The following is a 15610-nucleotide window of genomic DNA, read 5'->3' as shown; positions in this document are numbered from 1 at the left end:
ACATGGAAAGTTTAAATCAATTGATTGACCAACAGTCGCTAAGCTTTGAACAAACAACCGAGTTATTTAGCCAAGTAATGCAAGGCCAGCTTTCTGAAGTGGAGCTCACTGCAGCGCTGATTGCTTTGAAAATTAAAGGTGAAACAGCCGCTGAGATTGCAGGTGCAGCAAAGGCGATGCGCGACCACGCTGTTGCTTTTGACAATAAAGGCTTAGATTGTGCAGATAGCTGCGGTACAGGTGGCGATGGTACCAATACCATCAACGTCAGTACTACAGCTGCCATCGTAGCAGCGGCTTGCGGTATCCCGATGGTTAAACATGGCAATCGCAGTGTTTCCAGTAAGTCTGGTTCGGCTGATTTGCTTCGTACATTAGGTATCAATTTAGAGATGACACCAGAGCAAGGCGCCAACTGCCTTGAAAAAACCAACTTTGCCTTTTTGTTTGCCCCGCTCTATCACAGTGGCGTAAAGCATGCGATGCCAGTACGTACCAAGCTTAAAACACGTACCCTATTCAATATTCTGGGCCCACTGGCAAACCCAGCTAAGCCTGATATTCAATTACTTGGCGTTTATGACCCAGCACTTTGCCGCCCTATGGCTGAAACGCTGCAAATGCTGGGTACCAAGCGTGCAATGGTTGTTCATGGCGCTGGCTGTGATGAAATTGCATTACACGGTACAACACAGGTTACTGAACTTAAAGACGGTGAAATTACAGAGTATACGTTAACGCCAGCAGATTTCGGTTTAGACAACTACTCGTTGGAGGACATTGCAGGTGATACACCTGAGTATAATGCACAGGCAACTCGAGACATTTTAAGTGGTAACGGTAAACCTGCACATAACGCTGCAATCGCTGCAAATGTCAGTGCTTTACTTGTTATGTCTGGCAAAGCAACCGACCTAAAATCAGCCACTCAGCAAGTGCTTGATGTACTGGCGTCAGGTCGCTGTGAAGAAACATTAGCAGCCATTGCGGAGGTAAGTCATGGCTAACGTGTTAGAAAAAATTGTCGCAGACAAGCGTGTTGAGCTTGAAGCGCGCAAAAAGACGCTGCCACTGAGCGAATTTAAAGATCGAGTAACACCCACTGAGCGTGATTTTTACGCCGAAATGTCAAAGTCTGGCACACAGTTTATTCTGGAGTGTAAAAAGGCCTCACCTTCAAAGGGCTTGATCAGAGAAACTTTCGATCTCGATGAGATCACAAGCGTCTATGGACAATATGCCACCTGCATTAGCGTATTGACTGACGAGAAGTACTTTCAAGGAAGTTATGAATACCTGAGTTACGTTCGTACAAAGGTCAATCAGCCACTCATTTGTAAAGACTTCTTCATTGATGAATACCAAGTGTATTTAGCGCGTTTGAAAGGTGGCGATGCCATCTTGCTCATGCTGTCTGTATTAGACGATGCCACTTACTGTGAACTTGCTGATTTGGCGCATTCGCTAAATATGGCCGTACTCACTGAGGTTAGCAACGAAGAAGAAGTCCATCGTGCACTCCAGTTAAACGCTAAGCTGATCGGTATCAATAACCGCAACCTAAGAGATTTGAGTACAGATCTTGCGACAACGGAGCATCTGCGCACCTTGATCCCAGAAGAAAAAACGGTTATCTCTGAGTCTGGCATTTATACGCATAATGATGTTAAACGCCTCACGCCACACTGTAATGGTTTTTTGGTCGGCAGTTCTTTGATGGCAGAAGAGGACTTAGAAGGTGCATGCCGCAAGCTTATCTTAGGTGAAAATAAAGTTTGTGGATTAACGCGTGTAGATGATGCTTTGTCAGCCTATGACGCAGGTGCCGTTTACGGTGGATTAATTTTCTACCCTAAATCACCGAGATACGTTGACTTTGATTGTGCTCGTGCAGTCGTGGATAGCGCGCCCTTGAAATATGTGGGTGTCTTTGTCGATGCACCCGCTGAGCAAATCGTTGAATATGCACAAAGCCTGCGCCTGAGTGTAGTGCAATTGCATGGTCACGAAACACAAGAATTTATCACCAACCTTCGCAAGCAATTACCAGTAAATTGTCAGATATGGAAAGCACAGGGCATTGTCGATGAGTTCCCTGCGCCTTTTGATGAAGTAGACAAACATCTTTACGACACCAAAACAGCAAACGCATTTGGTGGCACAGGTAAAGTATTTAATTGGCAACTACTTAAAAGTGCGAAAAAGCCGTTTATGCTCGCAGGCGGGCTAAATGCAGACAATGTCAGCGACGCATCCTACTTGGGTGCTGCTGGATTTGACCTTAACTCAGGGGTAGAAACGAGCCCCGGCAAAAAGTGTCCAGAAAAACTACGCGATGCTTTCAACAATATTCGAAAATACTGAGGTGGATATGACTAATACAGGATATTTTGGTGACTTTGGCGGCATGTACGTCCCTGAGTTACTAGTACCAGCGCTTAAACAACTTGAGCAAGAGTTCAACAAAGCACAGCAAGACGAAAGCTTTAAAGAAGAGTTTTATGCACTGCTAAACGAGTATGCAGGTCGCCCTACTCCTTTAACGCTGTCTCGCAATCTAATCAAAAACCCTAAGGTAAAACTTTACCTTAAACGTGAAGACTTGCTTCACGGTGGTGCGCACAAAACAAACCAAGTATTAGGTCAAGCCCTACTGACTAAACGCATGGGTAAAAAAGAAGTTATTGCCGAGACTGGTGCAGGGCAACATGGTGTTGCGACCGCATTGGCGTGTGCATTATTAGGCTTAAAGTGTCGCGTATACATGGGTGCAAAAGACGTCGAACGCCAGCAGCCTAACGTTTTTAGAATGCGCTTAATGGGTGCAGAAGTTATCCCAGTAACAGCAGGTTCAGGCACACTAAAGGATGCCGTGAATGAAGCAATGCGTGATTGGTCTGCAAACTACAAAACCGCACACTACCTGCTTGGCACAGCGGCTGGTCCTCATCCATTCCCAACTTTGGTTAGAGATTTCCAACGCATGATTGGTGAAGAAGCTAAACAGCAGGTTCTTGACGCTGAAGGCCGTTTACCAGACGTTGTTATGGCGTGTGTAGGCGGTGGCTCAAATGCGATTGGCATGTTTGCTGATTTCATCGATGAAAAAGATGTCAAACTTGTCGGTATTGAGCCTGCGGGTAAAGGCCTTGATACTGAAGAGCATGGCGCTGCACTTTGTAAAGGTAGCCAAGGTATCCTTCATGGTGCGTATACCTACATCATGCAAGACAATGATGGTCAAATCGAAGAGTCGTACTCAGTCTCTGCGGGTCTTGATTACCCTGCGGTAGGCCCGCAACATGCCTACCTACATCAAACTGGTCGTGCTCAGTACGTCGGCATTACGGACACTGAAGCGCTAGATGCATTCCAGGCTCTGGCAAAAAATGAAGGTATTATTCCGGCGCTTGAATCAAGCCATGCCCTTGCTTATGCACTTAAATATGCTGAACAGCAAACTGAAGAAACCATTATTGTCGTTAACTTAAGTGGCCGTGGTGACAAAGATCTTGCCCATGTACACAACGTATTGAATGAGCGAGGTGAACTATGAGCCGATATAGCAACCTATTTACACGTCTAAACGATGCCAGACAAGGCGCTTTTGTACCGTTTGTAACCTTAGGGGATCCAACGAAAGAAATCAGCCTGGATATCGTAAAGAGCCTGATTGATGGCGGTGCAGACGCACTTGAGCTGGGTATTCCATTTTCAGACCCAATTGCGGATGGTCCCGTTATTCAAGCGGCTAATATTCGCGCACTTGAGAGCAAAATTAACACCCAAGACTGCTTTGATATTATTCGCCAAATCCGCGAATACAATGCAGATATTCCAATCGGCTTGTTGCTATACTCAAACCTTATTTTTGCGCAAGGTATTGAAAACTTCTACCAGCAAGCCAAAGATGCGGGTGTTGATTCTATCCTTGTAGCAGATGTACCACTGCATGAGTCTAAGATGTTCAGGCAAGCTGCACAACAGGCTGAAATTGAGCCTATTTTCATCGCAACGCCTAATGCCAGCGACGACACATTGCGTCAGTGTGCAAGCTATGGTCGAGGGTATACCTACCTACTTTCTCGCTCAGGTGTAACAGGCACTGAGACAAAAGCAGAAATGCCAGCGGATACCATGATCAATAAGTTAGTGGAGTATAATGCCGCCCCAGCATTGTTGGGCTTTGGTATTTCAGCGCCAGAGCATGTGAAAGCTGCTATCGATTCGGGCGCAGCCGGTGCAATCTCTGGTTCTGCGGTCGTGAAAATTATTGAAGAAAACTTAACTGAGCCTGCGCTCATGTGCGAGCGATTACGTGAGTTTGTTGCAACCATGAAAGCTGCAACACAAAAATAATTTTATATTACTTGGCTAAAGCGTCTTTGAGCGCTTTAGCCGCTTTAAACAACACTTTATTTTGCCCTTCAATCATGATTTCTTCTCCCGTTCTCGGGTTGCGACCAGGCTTAGCTGGATGATAGCTCAGAGACAATGTGCCGAACCCAGCCAAAGATACAGGGTCACCTTCGGATAAACGCTTTGAAACTGCATTCAGAATGCTATCTAGCGCTGCTTTTGAGTCCTTTTTGGTCAGTTCACTGTTTGCGGACATTGCGGATACTAGTTCGCTCTTATTCATAGAGTTCTCAATTTATTTTTAAATTGTGCGGAGGCTAGAAGCTTCGCCTTCAAAAGTCAATCTTGAACTTGTGACAATATCTTGATACAACGCAATAAAGGCTTAATCATCGAGGAAGTGAATGACTTTTATACTAGAGTATTTTCCCCTAATCCTGTTTTTTGCAGTTTACAAATTTATGGATATATTTTGGGCCACTGGGGTATTAATTGTGGCGTCAGTCATTCAAATGATTTACCAATACTTCACCGACGGCAAAGTATCGCAGCGACATTGGGTGTTTTTCGCAATCGCTTTATTACTCGGGGGAATGACAATCCTATTCCAAGATGAGCAATTCATCATGTGGAAAGCAACCATCATCTACGCGATACTCGGGGCCAGTTTGTTGGTGTCTCACTATATTTTTAAGAAGAATCTTGCCAAAAAGGCACTGTTAAGCGTGTTGAATAGTGCGATGCTACAAGAGCAAAAAACCAATAAACAAGAAGCACAGTCTGATAACCCAGCTGCGAAATTAGAGATTCCTGAAGCACTTTTTGAAAGGCTGAATCTTGCTTGGTCTGCACTGTTTTTCTTTATTGCACTGCTCAACTTATACGTCGCTTATAACTTTTCTTTGAATTTCTGGGTTAATTTTAAAGTATTCGGGCTGATGGCCATTACCTTTGTGGCTATCCTCATAACCATCATGAAAGTCTCGAAATACCTGCCTGAAGACGACTAGTTAGCATCCAATCTATTTTAGTTTTTGTATACCTTATCCATTGCGTAATCTTTTTCTAGATTACGCGAAATCCTCCCGACACTTGCTATATTTTATTGATACAGCAACACTTGGGGTCACTTCTTTGAACGCACATCAGTTTCGTTGGTTTGAGCTATTCTCAGTCTTTTTTCTGCTTCCATTTATTGCCTACTTTTTTCGCCATGAACTGGCCAATTGGCTATTCCCCGCTCTGATCATTATTATGACAGTGTGTACTTATTTACTGCTTTCTGATCCGCACTTTAAACGTTTCAGATTGACTAGCTTGGGGCAATTCTCTGCCATTAAAAAACGATTGTTTTCTATCTTTTTTATCGGTGCATTGTTTTCTGGCATGCTGTACGGATTAATTAGCCAAGAAACATGGTTTGATTTACCCATCAATTCCACCACTGATTGGTTAGTTTTACTTATCGCTTACCCAGTTTTATCCGTCTTGCCTCAAGAGCTTATATTTAGAAGTTACTTTTTCCACCGTTACAAGCGTATCTTACCGAGTAAAACTGTGAGGATATTACTCAGTGCCAGTGTTTTTGCACTCGCTCATTGTGTGTATGACAACTGGATGGCCATTATCATGTCTTTCTTTGGTGGACTGCTATTTTCTTATACCTATGCGCACAGTCGCTCTTTAGCTGTGTGTGTGCTGGAACATAGTTTGTGGGGGTTGTGGTTATTTACGATAGGAGCAGGGAAATACTTAGATGCAGGCATTACATTTACATGATATGTGGGGCACTCACCCCACATATCATACGCTTTACTTAAAAACCAAATAAGCTAACTGCAAAGTATTTGGTTGCTACCGTATTTACAAATATCAGCAGCAAAATTACAGGAATAAATGTCGACAGTGAGAAGTTAACATATTTTTCCATAAAACTGCCTTTGTAGCTTTCATTGCCATGCGCAAGCTCTTCTGACAAGTTCGCTTTGCGCCAACGATACGTTACAAACAGGCACAGTAATAAACCGTTAAATGGTAAAATCGTGTCATAAAAAACGTCAGATACAATGTCAAAGAAGCTCTTATTTACGCCACCATACTGGGTAAACTGAGTTAAACTATCTACCATGCCAAATGACATTGTACATAACACAGTCAAAATACCCGTTGTTACAGCTAACACAGTTAACGACTTTTTACGGCTGTAACCTTTTGCTTCCATTAAGCTGGCAGTGGGTACTTCAACAATTGACACCAAAGACGTAATCGCAGCAAAAAACACTAACAAAAAGAATATACCGGCAACTATTGATGCACCCAAGTAACCAATATCCGCTTGCATTGTCAGCAATAATTGTGGCAGATAGACAAAGATCATTGAGACCGAAGAGTCAGATAATTCTTCTGGATTGACGTCAGGATTAAAGCTGAAGATAGCTGGAATGACCATAAGGCCTGCAATAAACGCCACTAATGAGTCCGTCACTGCAACCATTTTGGAACTACCAACGATGTCTTCTTTTTTAGAGATGTAAGACGCGTAGGTGATTAAGATACCCATACCTAACGATAACGAGAAAAACGCTTGTGATAGCGCACCGTTTAATACACTGGCATCCATTTTAGAAAAGTCTGGCACAATATAATAACGCACACCGTCCATCGCATTATCTAATGTCAACACATATGCAACCAAGCCAATAAGCAGCACAAACAAGGCCGGCATCATCAATTTAGCGGCCTTTTCGATGCCTTCTTTCACACCACCGACTAAAATTAAATTCACCAGCAATGCCACCCCTGCCATATAGGCAAATACAGTGTATTCATTAATAAACGTGCCGAAATTATCAGGGTTTGCAAGTTGATCAAGGTTACCAATAAGGGTCTGAATTAAGTAGCCAAAAATCCAAACGGTAATCACCATATAAAAGACAGCAATCATAAATGGCGTTAAAACAGCAAGTGCACCGGCAAAGGACCACTTCTTGTCTCCCCCAGTAAGCGAGTGATATGCGCCATACGGGTCTTTTTGAGCCTTGCGACCAAGTGCCATTTCGGCGATCATGACTGGCAAACAGATGAACGCAACAAACAGTGCATAAATAATCAGAAACGCTCCACCGCCATTTTTGGCAGCAGATACAGGGAAACCGACCAAGTTTCCGATCCCCACAGCGGAGCCAGCCGCTGCTAAAATGAAACCCAATCGGGAGCTGAATTGCTCGCGGTTTGCACTCATTAAAACAACCTTATTATTATTTTTCACGATAGTCGAAGGACTGTAACAGCCAAGGCCTGCGGATTTCAAGTCCCAAACAAGATTCTCTTAAGATAACGCCTATTCATTTACATTTGGGGACAATCCAGTCTATGATACGAAACACAAAATTAATTACGCATTATTTCTTACTATTATGCTTTACATGATTTACTCAACGGATGTGGAAAATTCACTAGAGAAACGTTTAGGCGCTCGCCCTGCTCATTTGGCACGTTTAAATGCGCTTAAGGACGAGGGAAGGCTATTTGTGGCAGGCCCACTCCCTGCGATTGATGACGAAAACCCAGGTGAAGCCGGCTTTACCGGCTCTCTCGTAATTGCTGAGTTTGATTCATTAGAGTTAGCTCAAGCTTGGGCAAATGCAGACCCTTATATTGAAGCTGGTGTATACGCTCACAGCGTAGTCAAACCATATAAGAAAGTTTTACCTTAACGTAAAGTTCAGCAGTGGTTAAGACAGTAAATCTTAACCTCCTGATCAAGATGTTAAGCAACCCTACTGTGGAGCTTAGAATGCAGTTGCCAAACTGTCTTGTTGTTATGTTTTTAGCCTGTGCCATGGCTGTTTGCCCTGTACAAGCAAAAGATACTCAAGACACCATTAGCAAAAAAGAAGCCGTACAATTAGCAACGACCAAACAGCCAGGAAAGACCTTAAAAATCTCCCTTGAAGGTGATTTCTATGTGGTACGAATTCTTCAAAGCGACGGCAGAATCATTGATGTTAAAGTTCACAAAGTAACGGGTGAAGTGAAGAAGGATTGACAATGCGAATTTTAGTAATAGAAGATGACGTTCAATTAGCTGAAAACTTACGTAACGTTTTAGAAAAAGAGAAATATAGCGTAGACCTTTGTCACGATGGAGAAAATGGCCTTTTTCACTTAACTGAATACCCTTTAGATTTAGCGGTAGTCGATTTAGGTCTACCAAAGATTGATGGGATTGAGTTAATTAGACGCGCTAGAGCACAAGATATCAAAATTCCAATTTTGATTTTAACAGCGCGCGATCGCTGGCAAGAAAAGGTTGAAGGGCTTGATGCGGGTGCAGATGACTACCTCACCAAGCCATTCCATGTTGAGGAACTTATAGCACGCTGTAACGCCTTGATAAGGCGCAGTGCTGGGCAAGCTAACCCAGAAATAACCATTGGTCCTATCACATTGCATACGCGCTCTCAGCAAGTTTTTGTAGGCGACAGAGAGCTCTCTCTTACCGCCTACGAGTACAAAGTGCTTGAATACTTAATGGTCAACCCTCACAAGGTGATCTCTAAATCTGAACTCACCGAGCACATTTATGATCAGGACTTTGACCTAGATTCAAACGTGATTGAAGTGTTTGTACTTCGTTTGAGGAAAAAACTTGACCCGGATGGTACTTTAAACCCAGTTGAAACCCTGCGTGGTAGAGGCTACAGGTTTAAAACCCAGTGGTAAGTAGCGCACAGATCTCGCTTAAAATAAGGCAAGGATTTATCCTTGTCTTTGTTTTAATTATAGCCCTTCCCGCGTTGTTCTTTTCAATCGGACGCGCCTATCACGCGACGCTGATTGATGCTACCGAAAAAACGCTAGAAGCACACCTTTACTCTCTGATCTCAGAAGTTGAATTTGTATCTGATGGTATTTCGATGCCCAGAACCATTCTTGCGCCTGAGCTAAATAGATTAAACTCCGATACGTATGCGCTTGTATACCAGCAAAACACTTTGGTTTGGTATTCTGAGTCTGCTGTTAGCTTAACCGTCACGCCCGATGTATCTCAGACACAAGCTGGTGCCTCTGAGTTTAAGAAAGTCGAATACAGTGGGGAAGAATTTTGGCAGCTCAGCCTGACTGTCATACTCGGTAATGCAGAGCAATCCCAGCAAGCCAAATTTATTTTGCTAAAAAAGAACTCAGCCTTGGTCGCTTTAATGTCTGAGTTTAGAAATACGTTGGTTAATTGGATGCTCATTATGGGCGTTGTGATCGCTGCTTTAATGGCATTTGGTTTTGTATGGAATGCGAGACCACTACAACGCCTTGATAAAGAGATAAAAGAAGTTGAGGCTGGTGAACGCGACAAGATTTCTGGCCTTTACCCCGTTGAGCTCAATACAATTAAAGCTGATTTGAACCTATTGCTTGACTCTCAACGTCGCCAAAAAGAGCGCTATAGGGCGTCACTCAGTGATCTCGCACATGCGCTCAAAACTCCCCTCGCTGTTTTAAAATCTAGCTCTTTGGCCAATGATGCTGAAGCGCAAGAACAACTTGACCGTATCAATGCTATGATTGAGCATCAGCTGAAGCGCGCCGCGACAGGCGCATCTGATACTTGGAAGAAGCAAACTAAGGTTAAGCCTGTTTTAGACTCGATTCTCAACGCGATGAGTAAGGTCTATCATGATAAAGCGATTCAATTTTCAGCCTTTTGTGCTGATGATGCCGCTTTCCTTGGCGATAAAACCGATTTAATGGAAATATTGGGTAATATCATCGATAATGCATGTAAAGCATGCGCACATAAAATTGATATACAAGTAAAAACAACTCCAAGCAACGGCACTATCTTTGTTATAGGTGATGATGGTCCAGGTATACCTGAAGACAAGCGTCACGAGCTACTGCAACGTGGAACGCGTCTGGATACATATGAAGCTGGGCATGGTGTAGGAATGGCTATCGTTTCAGACTTGGTAGCGTCTTATCATGGCAATATCATCATTGATTACAGTGAACTTGGTGGGGCGCAATTTACAATAGAATTTGGTTATGAGCAAAATCACTAATCTAGTTTTAATTACCGTCGCGGCACTCAGTATAGATGCAAGTGCTCGCACCAGTACTCTGGTAGATTGCACGCATCTTGACTCGGATCACCCTCAAAAAGCCAAGCGTTATCTGATGTGTTTGGATGGTAATATTGAACTGCTTGAGCGTGACCGACAGGCGTGGATTAATAAGCTTATAATGGACACTGAGGAGCTAGAAAAAGACACTGGCAACACACAGTTAATGCCCATCATTAAGCGCAGCTTATTGAGTCAAAGCCGCTACATGGAAGACTCGTGTAAATGGCGTTATTTGAAAGAACTGCCAAATTCTACCAGCGCCGCAAAGGTGTACAAGCGCTGTAAAATAGCTTTTTTACAGCACCATACTAAAGAGCTAAAGGCTAACTTTTAGACTCTTCGAAACTGCCTAACATGGTCGCTAGCCAGCGGCCATCTTCACTGTTTTCGAGACCAATTTTAACTACCATTGTTAGAGGCACGGATAACAGCATACCAACGGTACCCAATAACCATCCCCAAAATATTAACGAGACGAACACCACTAACGTCGATAATCCTAAGCCCTTTCCCATATATTTAGGCTCAACAATGTTGCCCATGACAGTATTAATTGATAAATATCCTACCGCAACAAGGCCGCTTACAACCGGTCCATGCGTCACTAATGCAAGGAGTACGGGCGGTACCGCCGCAATGATAGAACCAATATTTGGAATATAATTCAGTAAGAATGCCAATACACCCCAAAGGACAAAATAGTCCACATCTAAAATCCACAGTATTAAACTTGCCAATGCGCCCGTCGCTAAAGAAACTAATGTTTTAATGGCTAGATAGCTGTTGATAGAGTTTAAGAAACGGTCTATTTGCTGCATTTTCATTTGCGGATCATCGAGTGCCAGATGTACTTTTTTGCTTAGCATGGGCGCTTCGAACAACATAAATACCACGGTCAATAAAATCAAAAAGATGTTTGCCATTACACCACCAAAACCAGCTAACATGTTCGTGGCGACATCAATCATTTTTCCGGGATCGAAAAGAGATATGAGCTGCTGTTTATCAATTAAAATATTGTAGTTTGCTGCAATGTTTACCAACCAAATGAACTTATCTTGCAGTGCCTCTCTATAGCTCGGTAATTGTTGAGAGAAATCATTTAAAGACTGGCCAACTAAGCCAGCTAAGCTCATGCCCAGTAGTCCAACAAAGGCGATAATAATCAGTATCGCCGCCCCTTTTGGAATACGGTAGCTGGCAAAAAACTTTAATAACGGATTACAAATAATCGCGATAAAGGCAGCCAAAATAAACGGTACCAATATATCGTTTGCAAGTTTTATCCCTGCCAATACAATGAATAAGGAAGCTAAAACGACTAAGCTTTTGTTTATTCCTGTTAATGATGACACTTTTGATCCTTATGCGAGGTCGCAACGTTGAAGGAATGATCACACATAATTTTTATATGTATCTGCTACTATTGTAATGGAAAATGTTTTCAAAACACTAGGGTAAAACTAAAAACATATGTAAACCAATCACTATTCGGGCGTGGAATGAATATACTGATCACTGGAGCTACAGGACTTATTGGCCAAGAACTTTGTAAGTTTTTAGTCAACAAACACAACCTAACCATCTTAACCAGAAGCGAAGTTAGAGCGCGGCAGGTTTTGCCTCAAAATGGACATTTTGTTTCGCAGCTTAGCGAGGTCGATTTTAATGAAATGGACATCATAATTAATCTCGCGGGTGAGCCTATTGCCGACAAACGCTGGAGTGATAAACAAAAAGAGGCGATTATCTCTAGCCGTGTTGGGCTGACAGAACAAATTTCACGCCACATAAATGCAGTTCAAAATCCGCCACACACATTCATTTCAGGCAGTGCCATAGGCGTTTATGGCAGGCAGTCAGCAGATATTACGGTAGATGAAAGCTTCAACAAACCTTTCGATGAATTCAGCCACCAGCTTTGTAGAGACTGGGAGGATGCCGCTTTAGCCGCTAAAAGTGAACAAACTCGAGTTTGCCTTTTACGTACAGGTGTTGTGTTATCTCGCCATGGCGGCGCACTAAAAAAAATGTTACCAGCTTTCTCTTGGGGAATGGGCGGCCCGATGGGTTCGGGAGAACAAATGATGTCTTGGATCCACATTGATGACATGATCCAACTGATCCTATTTTTGATTAAGCACACTGAATTAGAAGGCGCCTTCAATGCGACAGCACCTAACCCCGTTTCCAACAAAGAGTTCTCATACTGCTTAGCTAACGTGCTTAATCGGCCTGCCTTTTTTTGGTTGCCTGAGAGTTTTTTGAAATGGGCTTTTGGTGAAATGTCAGACCTGCTTATTTACGGCCAAAAAGTCATACCGCAAAAAGCACTGGATGCCAATTATCGATTTCGATATACCTCTTTAGAAGAGGCACTGAAGCAAATAATGCACTGAGAATTACCTATATCCCGCGATTCAAAAAGTGTATCCCTAAAGCACTTTTTGAGTCAGTTTATATTTGCCATTAAACAATATTTCACCGCTATATTTTCTACTACACTGACCTATAACCACCATTCTTAAAACAATTTCAGCGCCATTCAAAGTGTTTTTGTAGTGACCGTGGGCTATTAAATTTGACTTATATAAGGATGCATTAACATGTCACAAATTACGCCAATCCCCCTTCCCACTCCATGCAATTGGTCTGATCATGCAAGCGCTTGCGAGGCACATATAAACCAGCTAGCAGTTATTTTTGAGCAAAACCCAAACTATAAATACTTATACCTAGGTGCTCTGTCTGAGCTATGTGTTGAGACAACCATTGCTCGCAGACAAGAAATTGCCAATTACTGGTTGCCTTACCTTTATCAGCAACCTAGTTATACACTTAGCCAATTTTTCACTCAATGGCTGACATACACGCCTGCACCCAGTAACCCAGGTGAGTATATTGAGTACTGGGATTATTTGGTCAATACAGAAACAGGCCTGCAGCTTGCGAACGACTCTAGCTTTAGGAATTGGTTTAAAACCTTTTTAGATTGCCATGGCATTTGGATAAACAGCACCGACTCCACTGCCACATTGCAAGAATGGATGCATTATACAGGTACCAAAGCGCACCCTTTTGATATCAACGAATACGACAGGCCAAAGCCTAATAGCCCATCAGGCGGATTTGAATCATTTAATCAATTCTTTTTGCGCAACCTAAAACCCGACGAGCGTCCAGAATCAGACAGCATTGTTGTCGCCCCATGTGACGGTGGGATTTTTTATTTGGCACATGAAGGCAAAAAGTCCAACCAACAAACTCGCTATTTGCTACCTAACAAATCGGGCGATGAATTTAACTTAATTGAGGCAATCCCAGGCTATGGCAGAGTATTTATTGGCGGACCATTGCTTGACGCCCTACTCTGGTTTACTGACTACCATCACTTTCATGCTCCTGTTACTGGCGAGGTTATTGAGCAAGGGCTGTATGCGGGATCTTATAATTATGACTTTGATGACTTTGACCCCAGTAATCCTTACGGACCTTTAGCGCCAGCGACCAGTGATAAGGCAGGCTGGTATCAAAAACTCGGCAAACATCAACGTTATGTTTGGGTTATCAAAACTGAAAGCCTAGGCTTAGTAGCCATGATAGCGATCGGCTTTTGGGGTGTCGGTAGCATTACCAATGCAATTAGTACAGGTGAAAAAGTCGAGAAAGGTCAATACATGGGTCATTTTGGCTACGGAGGCTCTTCAATTGTACTCGCGTTTGAACCGGGCAAACGCCTTGAGTTTAAAGTTGCCGACAAATCGGTTAAAGGGCCGGATAAGCCAAGATTAATGAAAGTTAGACAATCGCTAGGTCATCAAAAGTAGCGTTTTATCTCAAAGTGCGTAATTAAGCACTTTGAGATACCATCACATTTTTTACTTAACGAAGTAAAGTAGCTCATTTTGTTGATGTCGCGAGCTTTCATCATTGCCATAAGGCCAAACATCAAAGCGCGTTTTAGAGTTAGGTGCTTGAATGACTGATGCACCTTGGTAGGTGTACGACTCAACGCGCGTAGAGTCTTTATCACCAAGTATGACCCCGGCAAAGTCCCACGATACATCGCAGTTAGTATCTTCATGGTGCCATATCAAACCATATTCTCCCCAAGTGGACAATGCAGCTAAATTATCATCTGTATAAATATTACGGCAATTTGCATTGTTCATTTTAGCCTGATACACCTGCGTAATGCGGCCATGCTCATCTTTAAACATCATGCCGCCAGTGACAGTTTGCCTCAGTGCCTGCCATCTTTGCGCTTTCATTACTGAGAAATCAGCTGGTGAAATGACCTCACCTTCCTGAATATTCACGATATTGTCTTTGTGGTTGGCAAAAAGCGTCCAACCGCCGCCTTGATAATCCATATCACACCAGACTTTAAAAGCACTTACCCCCATGTTTTCACCGTCAGGGTCAATAAGATAAAAGCCGGTAGCGGCAACCGGCAACTGTGTTTTTATATCTAAACAATTGCGGCCTGTCGGCGAAAGCGTATCTTCAATCTCATCCAAACGCGCAATCATCTGAGTGTAGTCATTGCGTATCATTTGGTACTGACCTTCTAATTCAGCCACGCGATCTTGCAATGATTTAATTTGCTGCTGTTGAGCTGCTGATTGAGACGTAATATTTTGAATTTGTGCATCTAAATAGCGCTTAGTGACCAAGTGGGATGGTTGCAAGGGATCGTCGGCAATCGCATTTCCGATGACATGTAACGCATCGCTTGGGGTAGATGTACCCACGCCTACCTGCTTGAGAGTAGTAACACTTGTCGCTGATTCTTGCCAATCTGTATCAGTTACCACTTGAGGCTGCTGCTCAGTGCCTGTTTGGGCAAACGCTTGGTTTAATAAACCCAGGCTCGATGTTAATGCGACAGAGATTAAACTAAATTTAACTGTGTTATTCATAAATATGCTCTATTAATCAGGTACAAATAAATCTTCATAGCTGTGAACAGTACACAATTATGGAATAAATTTCTTAATAAGGTACAAACACATTTTTCAGAACATCAGCTATACATTTATTTAATAGGAAAATGACCAATAGGGGTAAATAAAACAAGACGCCGCAATCAAAGACCAAACCAACATAGTAAGCCAGTACATTCC

At 42.9% G+C, this 15610-nt stretch carries 17 protein-coding genes; 13 read left to right on the top strand and 4 right to left on the bottom strand.

All coding sequences use genetic code 11. The features are described from left to right. Nucleotides 1-2 precede the first annotated feature (2 nt). From trpD to trpA, 4 genes are read left to right on the top strand one after another with little or no spacing between them, the layout of a single operon-like run. Nucleotides 3-1007, top strand: a complete 1005-nt coding sequence (gene trpD, locus N480_RS23875; protein ID WP_063374942.1) for an anthranilate phosphoribosyltransferase — start codon at nucleotides 3-5, stop codon at nucleotides 1005-1007. Then, the gene (gene trpCF, locus N480_RS23870) at nucleotides 1000-2364 is read left to right on the top strand and encodes a bifunctional indole-3-glycerol-phosphate synthase TrpC/phosphoribosylanthranilate isomerase TrpF (RefSeq protein ID WP_063374941.1); all 1365 of its coding nucleotides are present in this window, start codon (nucleotides 1000-1002) and stop codon (nucleotides 2362-2364) included. Before trpD ends, trpCF begins: the two co-directional genes overlap by 8 nt. A gap of 7 nt (nucleotides 2365-2371) precedes the next feature. Next, nucleotides 2372-3556: a tryptophan synthase subunit beta gene (gene trpB / locus N480_RS23865; protein ID WP_063358447.1), complete on the top strand. Its 1185-nt coding sequence runs from the start codon at nucleotides 2372-2374 to the stop codon at nucleotides 3554-3556. Beyond that, nucleotides 3553-4359: a tryptophan synthase subunit alpha gene (gene trpA / locus N480_RS23860; RefSeq protein ID WP_063374940.1), complete on the top strand. Its 807-nt coding sequence runs from the start codon at nucleotides 3553-3555 to the stop codon at nucleotides 4357-4359. The genes trpB and trpA overlap by 4 nt, the downstream gene beginning before the upstream one ends. 7 nt (nucleotides 4360-4366) lie before the next feature. Here trpA and N480_RS23855 read toward each other — a convergent pair whose 3' ends face one another. After that, nucleotides 4367-4642: an HU family DNA-binding protein gene (locus N480_RS23855; RefSeq protein ID WP_063374939.1), complete on the bottom strand. Its 276-nt coding sequence runs from the start codon at nucleotides 4640-4642 to the stop codon at nucleotides 4367-4369. Between the two features lie 121 nt (nucleotides 4643-4763). Here N480_RS23855 and N480_RS23850 point away from each other — a divergent pair, with 121 nt between their 5' ends. Beyond that, the gene (locus N480_RS23850) at nucleotides 4764-5369 is read left to right on the top strand and encodes an inner membrane-spanning protein YciB (RefSeq protein ID WP_063374938.1); all 606 of its coding nucleotides are present in this window, start codon (nucleotides 4764-4766) and stop codon (nucleotides 5367-5369) included. A 124-nt stretch (nucleotides 5370-5493) separates the two neighbouring features. Then, nucleotides 5494-6138, top strand: a complete 645-nt coding sequence (locus N480_RS23845) for a CPBP family intramembrane glutamic endopeptidase (protein ID WP_063374937.1) — start codon at nucleotides 5494-5496, stop codon at nucleotides 6136-6138. Between the two features lie 37 nt (nucleotides 6139-6175). Here N480_RS23845 and N480_RS23840 read toward each other — a convergent pair whose 3' ends face one another. Further along, a complete protein-coding gene (locus N480_RS23840) occupies nucleotides 6176-7600 on the bottom strand; it encodes a sodium-dependent transporter (RefSeq protein ID WP_063374936.1) in 1425 nt (474 codons plus the stop codon). A gap of 175 nt (nucleotides 7601-7775) precedes the next feature. Between N480_RS23840 and N480_RS23835 the strand changes: the two genes are divergently transcribed. The 5 genes from N480_RS23835 to N480_RS23815 all read left to right on the top strand — a co-directional run bounded on the left by N480_RS23835 (nucleotide 7776) and on the right by N480_RS23815 (nucleotide 10818). Further along, the gene (locus N480_RS23835; RefSeq protein WP_063374935.1) at nucleotides 7776-8075 is read left to right on the top strand and encodes a YciI family protein; all 300 of its coding nucleotides are present in this window, start codon (nucleotides 7776-7778) and stop codon (nucleotides 8073-8075) included. 80 nt (nucleotides 8076-8155) lie between these two features. Beyond that, nucleotides 8156-8407: a PepSY domain-containing protein gene (locus N480_RS23830; protein WP_063374934.1), complete on the top strand. Its 252-nt coding sequence runs from the start codon at nucleotides 8156-8158 to the stop codon at nucleotides 8405-8407. 2 nt (nucleotides 8408-8409) lie between these two features. Next, nucleotides 8410-9084 carry a response regulator transcription factor gene (locus N480_RS23825; protein ID WP_063374933.1) on the top strand — a complete coding sequence of 225 codons (675 nt, stop codon included), beginning with the start codon at nucleotides 8410-8412 and terminating at the stop codon, nucleotides 9082-9084. Beyond that, nucleotides 9078-10421: an ATP-binding protein gene (locus N480_RS23820; RefSeq protein ID WP_063374932.1), complete on the top strand. Its 1344-nt coding sequence runs from the start codon at nucleotides 9078-9080 to the stop codon at nucleotides 10419-10421. Before N480_RS23825 ends, N480_RS23820 begins: the two co-directional genes overlap by 7 nt. Then, nucleotides 10405-10818, top strand: a complete 414-nt coding sequence (locus N480_RS23815) for a hypothetical protein (protein WP_063374931.1) — start codon at nucleotides 10405-10407, stop codon at nucleotides 10816-10818. Before N480_RS23820 ends, N480_RS23815 begins: the two co-directional genes overlap by 17 nt. On the opposite strand, the gene N480_RS23810 is transcribed toward N480_RS23815, so the two are convergent. Continuing rightward, on the bottom strand, nucleotides 10808-11839 hold the full coding sequence (locus tag N480_RS23810) for an AI-2E family transporter (protein WP_063374930.1): 1032 nt from the start codon (nucleotides 11837-11839) through the stop codon (nucleotides 10808-10810). The two genes, N480_RS23815 and N480_RS23810, sit on opposite strands and share 11 nt — an antisense overlap. Nucleotides 11840-11986: 147 nt before the next feature. Here N480_RS23810 and N480_RS23805 point away from each other — a divergent pair, with 147 nt between their 5' ends. Together N480_RS23805 and N480_RS23800 are read left to right on the top strand one after the other, a co-directional pair. Continuing rightward, nucleotides 11987-12883, top strand: a complete 897-nt coding sequence (locus tag N480_RS23805; protein ID WP_063374929.1) for a TIGR01777 family oxidoreductase — start codon at nucleotides 11987-11989, stop codon at nucleotides 12881-12883. A gap of 207 nt (nucleotides 12884-13090) precedes the next feature. Next, a complete protein-coding gene (locus N480_RS23800) occupies nucleotides 13091-14311 on the top strand; it encodes a phosphatidylserine decarboxylase (protein WP_063374928.1) in 1221 nt (406 codons plus the stop codon). A 51-nt stretch (nucleotides 14312-14362) separates the two neighbouring features. Here N480_RS23800 and N480_RS23795 read toward each other — a convergent pair whose 3' ends face one another. Continuing rightward, a complete protein-coding gene (locus N480_RS23795; protein ID WP_063374927.1) occupies nucleotides 14363-15406 on the bottom strand; it encodes a fibrinogen-like YCDxxxxGGGW domain-containing protein in 1044 nt (347 codons plus the stop codon). Between the last annotated feature and the right edge of the window lie 204 nt (nucleotides 15407-15610).

Source organism: Pseudoalteromonas luteoviolacea S2607, assembly GCF_001625575.1.
Lineage (GTDB): Bacteria > Pseudomonadota > Gammaproteobacteria > Enterobacterales > Alteromonadaceae > Pseudoalteromonas > Pseudoalteromonas luteoviolacea_E.
This window is presented reverse-complemented; position numbering and strand designations above follow the sequence as displayed.

Bases quoted from the DNA above. Each gene is read 5' to 3' on its own strand.
- trpD (WP_063374942.1), top strand. From the start codon at position 3: ATGGAAAGTTTAAATCAATTGATTGACCAACAGTCGCTAAGCTTTGAA.
- trpCF (WP_063374941.1), top strand. From the start codon at position 1,000: ATGGCTAACGTGTTAGAAAAAATTGTCGCAGACAAGCGTGTTGAGCTT.
- trpB (WP_063358447.1), top strand. From the start codon at position 2,372: ATGACTAATACAGGATATTTTGGTGACTTTGGCGGCATGTACGTCCCT.
- trpA (WP_063374940.1), top strand. From the start codon at position 3,553: ATGAGCCGATATAGCAACCTATTTACACGTCTAAACGATGCCAGACAA.
- N480_RS23855 (WP_063374939.1), bottom strand. From the start codon at position 4,642: ATGAATAAGAGCGAACTAGTATCCGCAATGTCCGCAAACAGTGAACTG.
- N480_RS23850 (WP_063374938.1), top strand. From the start codon at position 4,764: ATGACTTTTATACTAGAGTATTTTCCCCTAATCCTGTTTTTTGCAGTT.
- N480_RS23840 (WP_063374936.1), bottom strand. From the start codon at position 7,600: ATGAGTGCAAACCGCGAGCAATTCAGCTCCCGATTGGGTTTCATTTTA.
- N480_RS23835 (WP_063374935.1), top strand. From the start codon at position 7,776: ATGCTTTACATGATTTACTCAACGGATGTGGAAAATTCACTAGAGAAA.
- N480_RS23830 (WP_063374934.1), top strand. From the start codon at position 8,156: ATGCAGTTGCCAAACTGTCTTGTTGTTATGTTTTTAGCCTGTGCCATG.
- N480_RS23825 (WP_063374933.1), top strand. From the start codon at position 8,410: ATGCGAATTTTAGTAATAGAAGATGACGTTCAATTAGCTGAAAACTTA.
- N480_RS23815 (WP_063374931.1), top strand. From the start codon at position 10,405: ATGAGCAAAATCACTAATCTAGTTTTAATTACCGTCGCGGCACTCAGT.
- N480_RS23805 (WP_063374929.1), top strand. From the start codon at position 11,987: ATGAATATACTGATCACTGGAGCTACAGGACTTATTGGCCAAGAACTT.
- N480_RS23800 (WP_063374928.1), top strand. From the start codon at position 13,091: ATGTCACAAATTACGCCAATCCCCCTTCCCACTCCATGCAATTGGTCT.
- N480_RS23795 (WP_063374927.1), bottom strand. From the start codon at position 15,406: ATGAATAACACAGTTAAATTTAGTTTAATCTCTGTCGCATTAACATCG.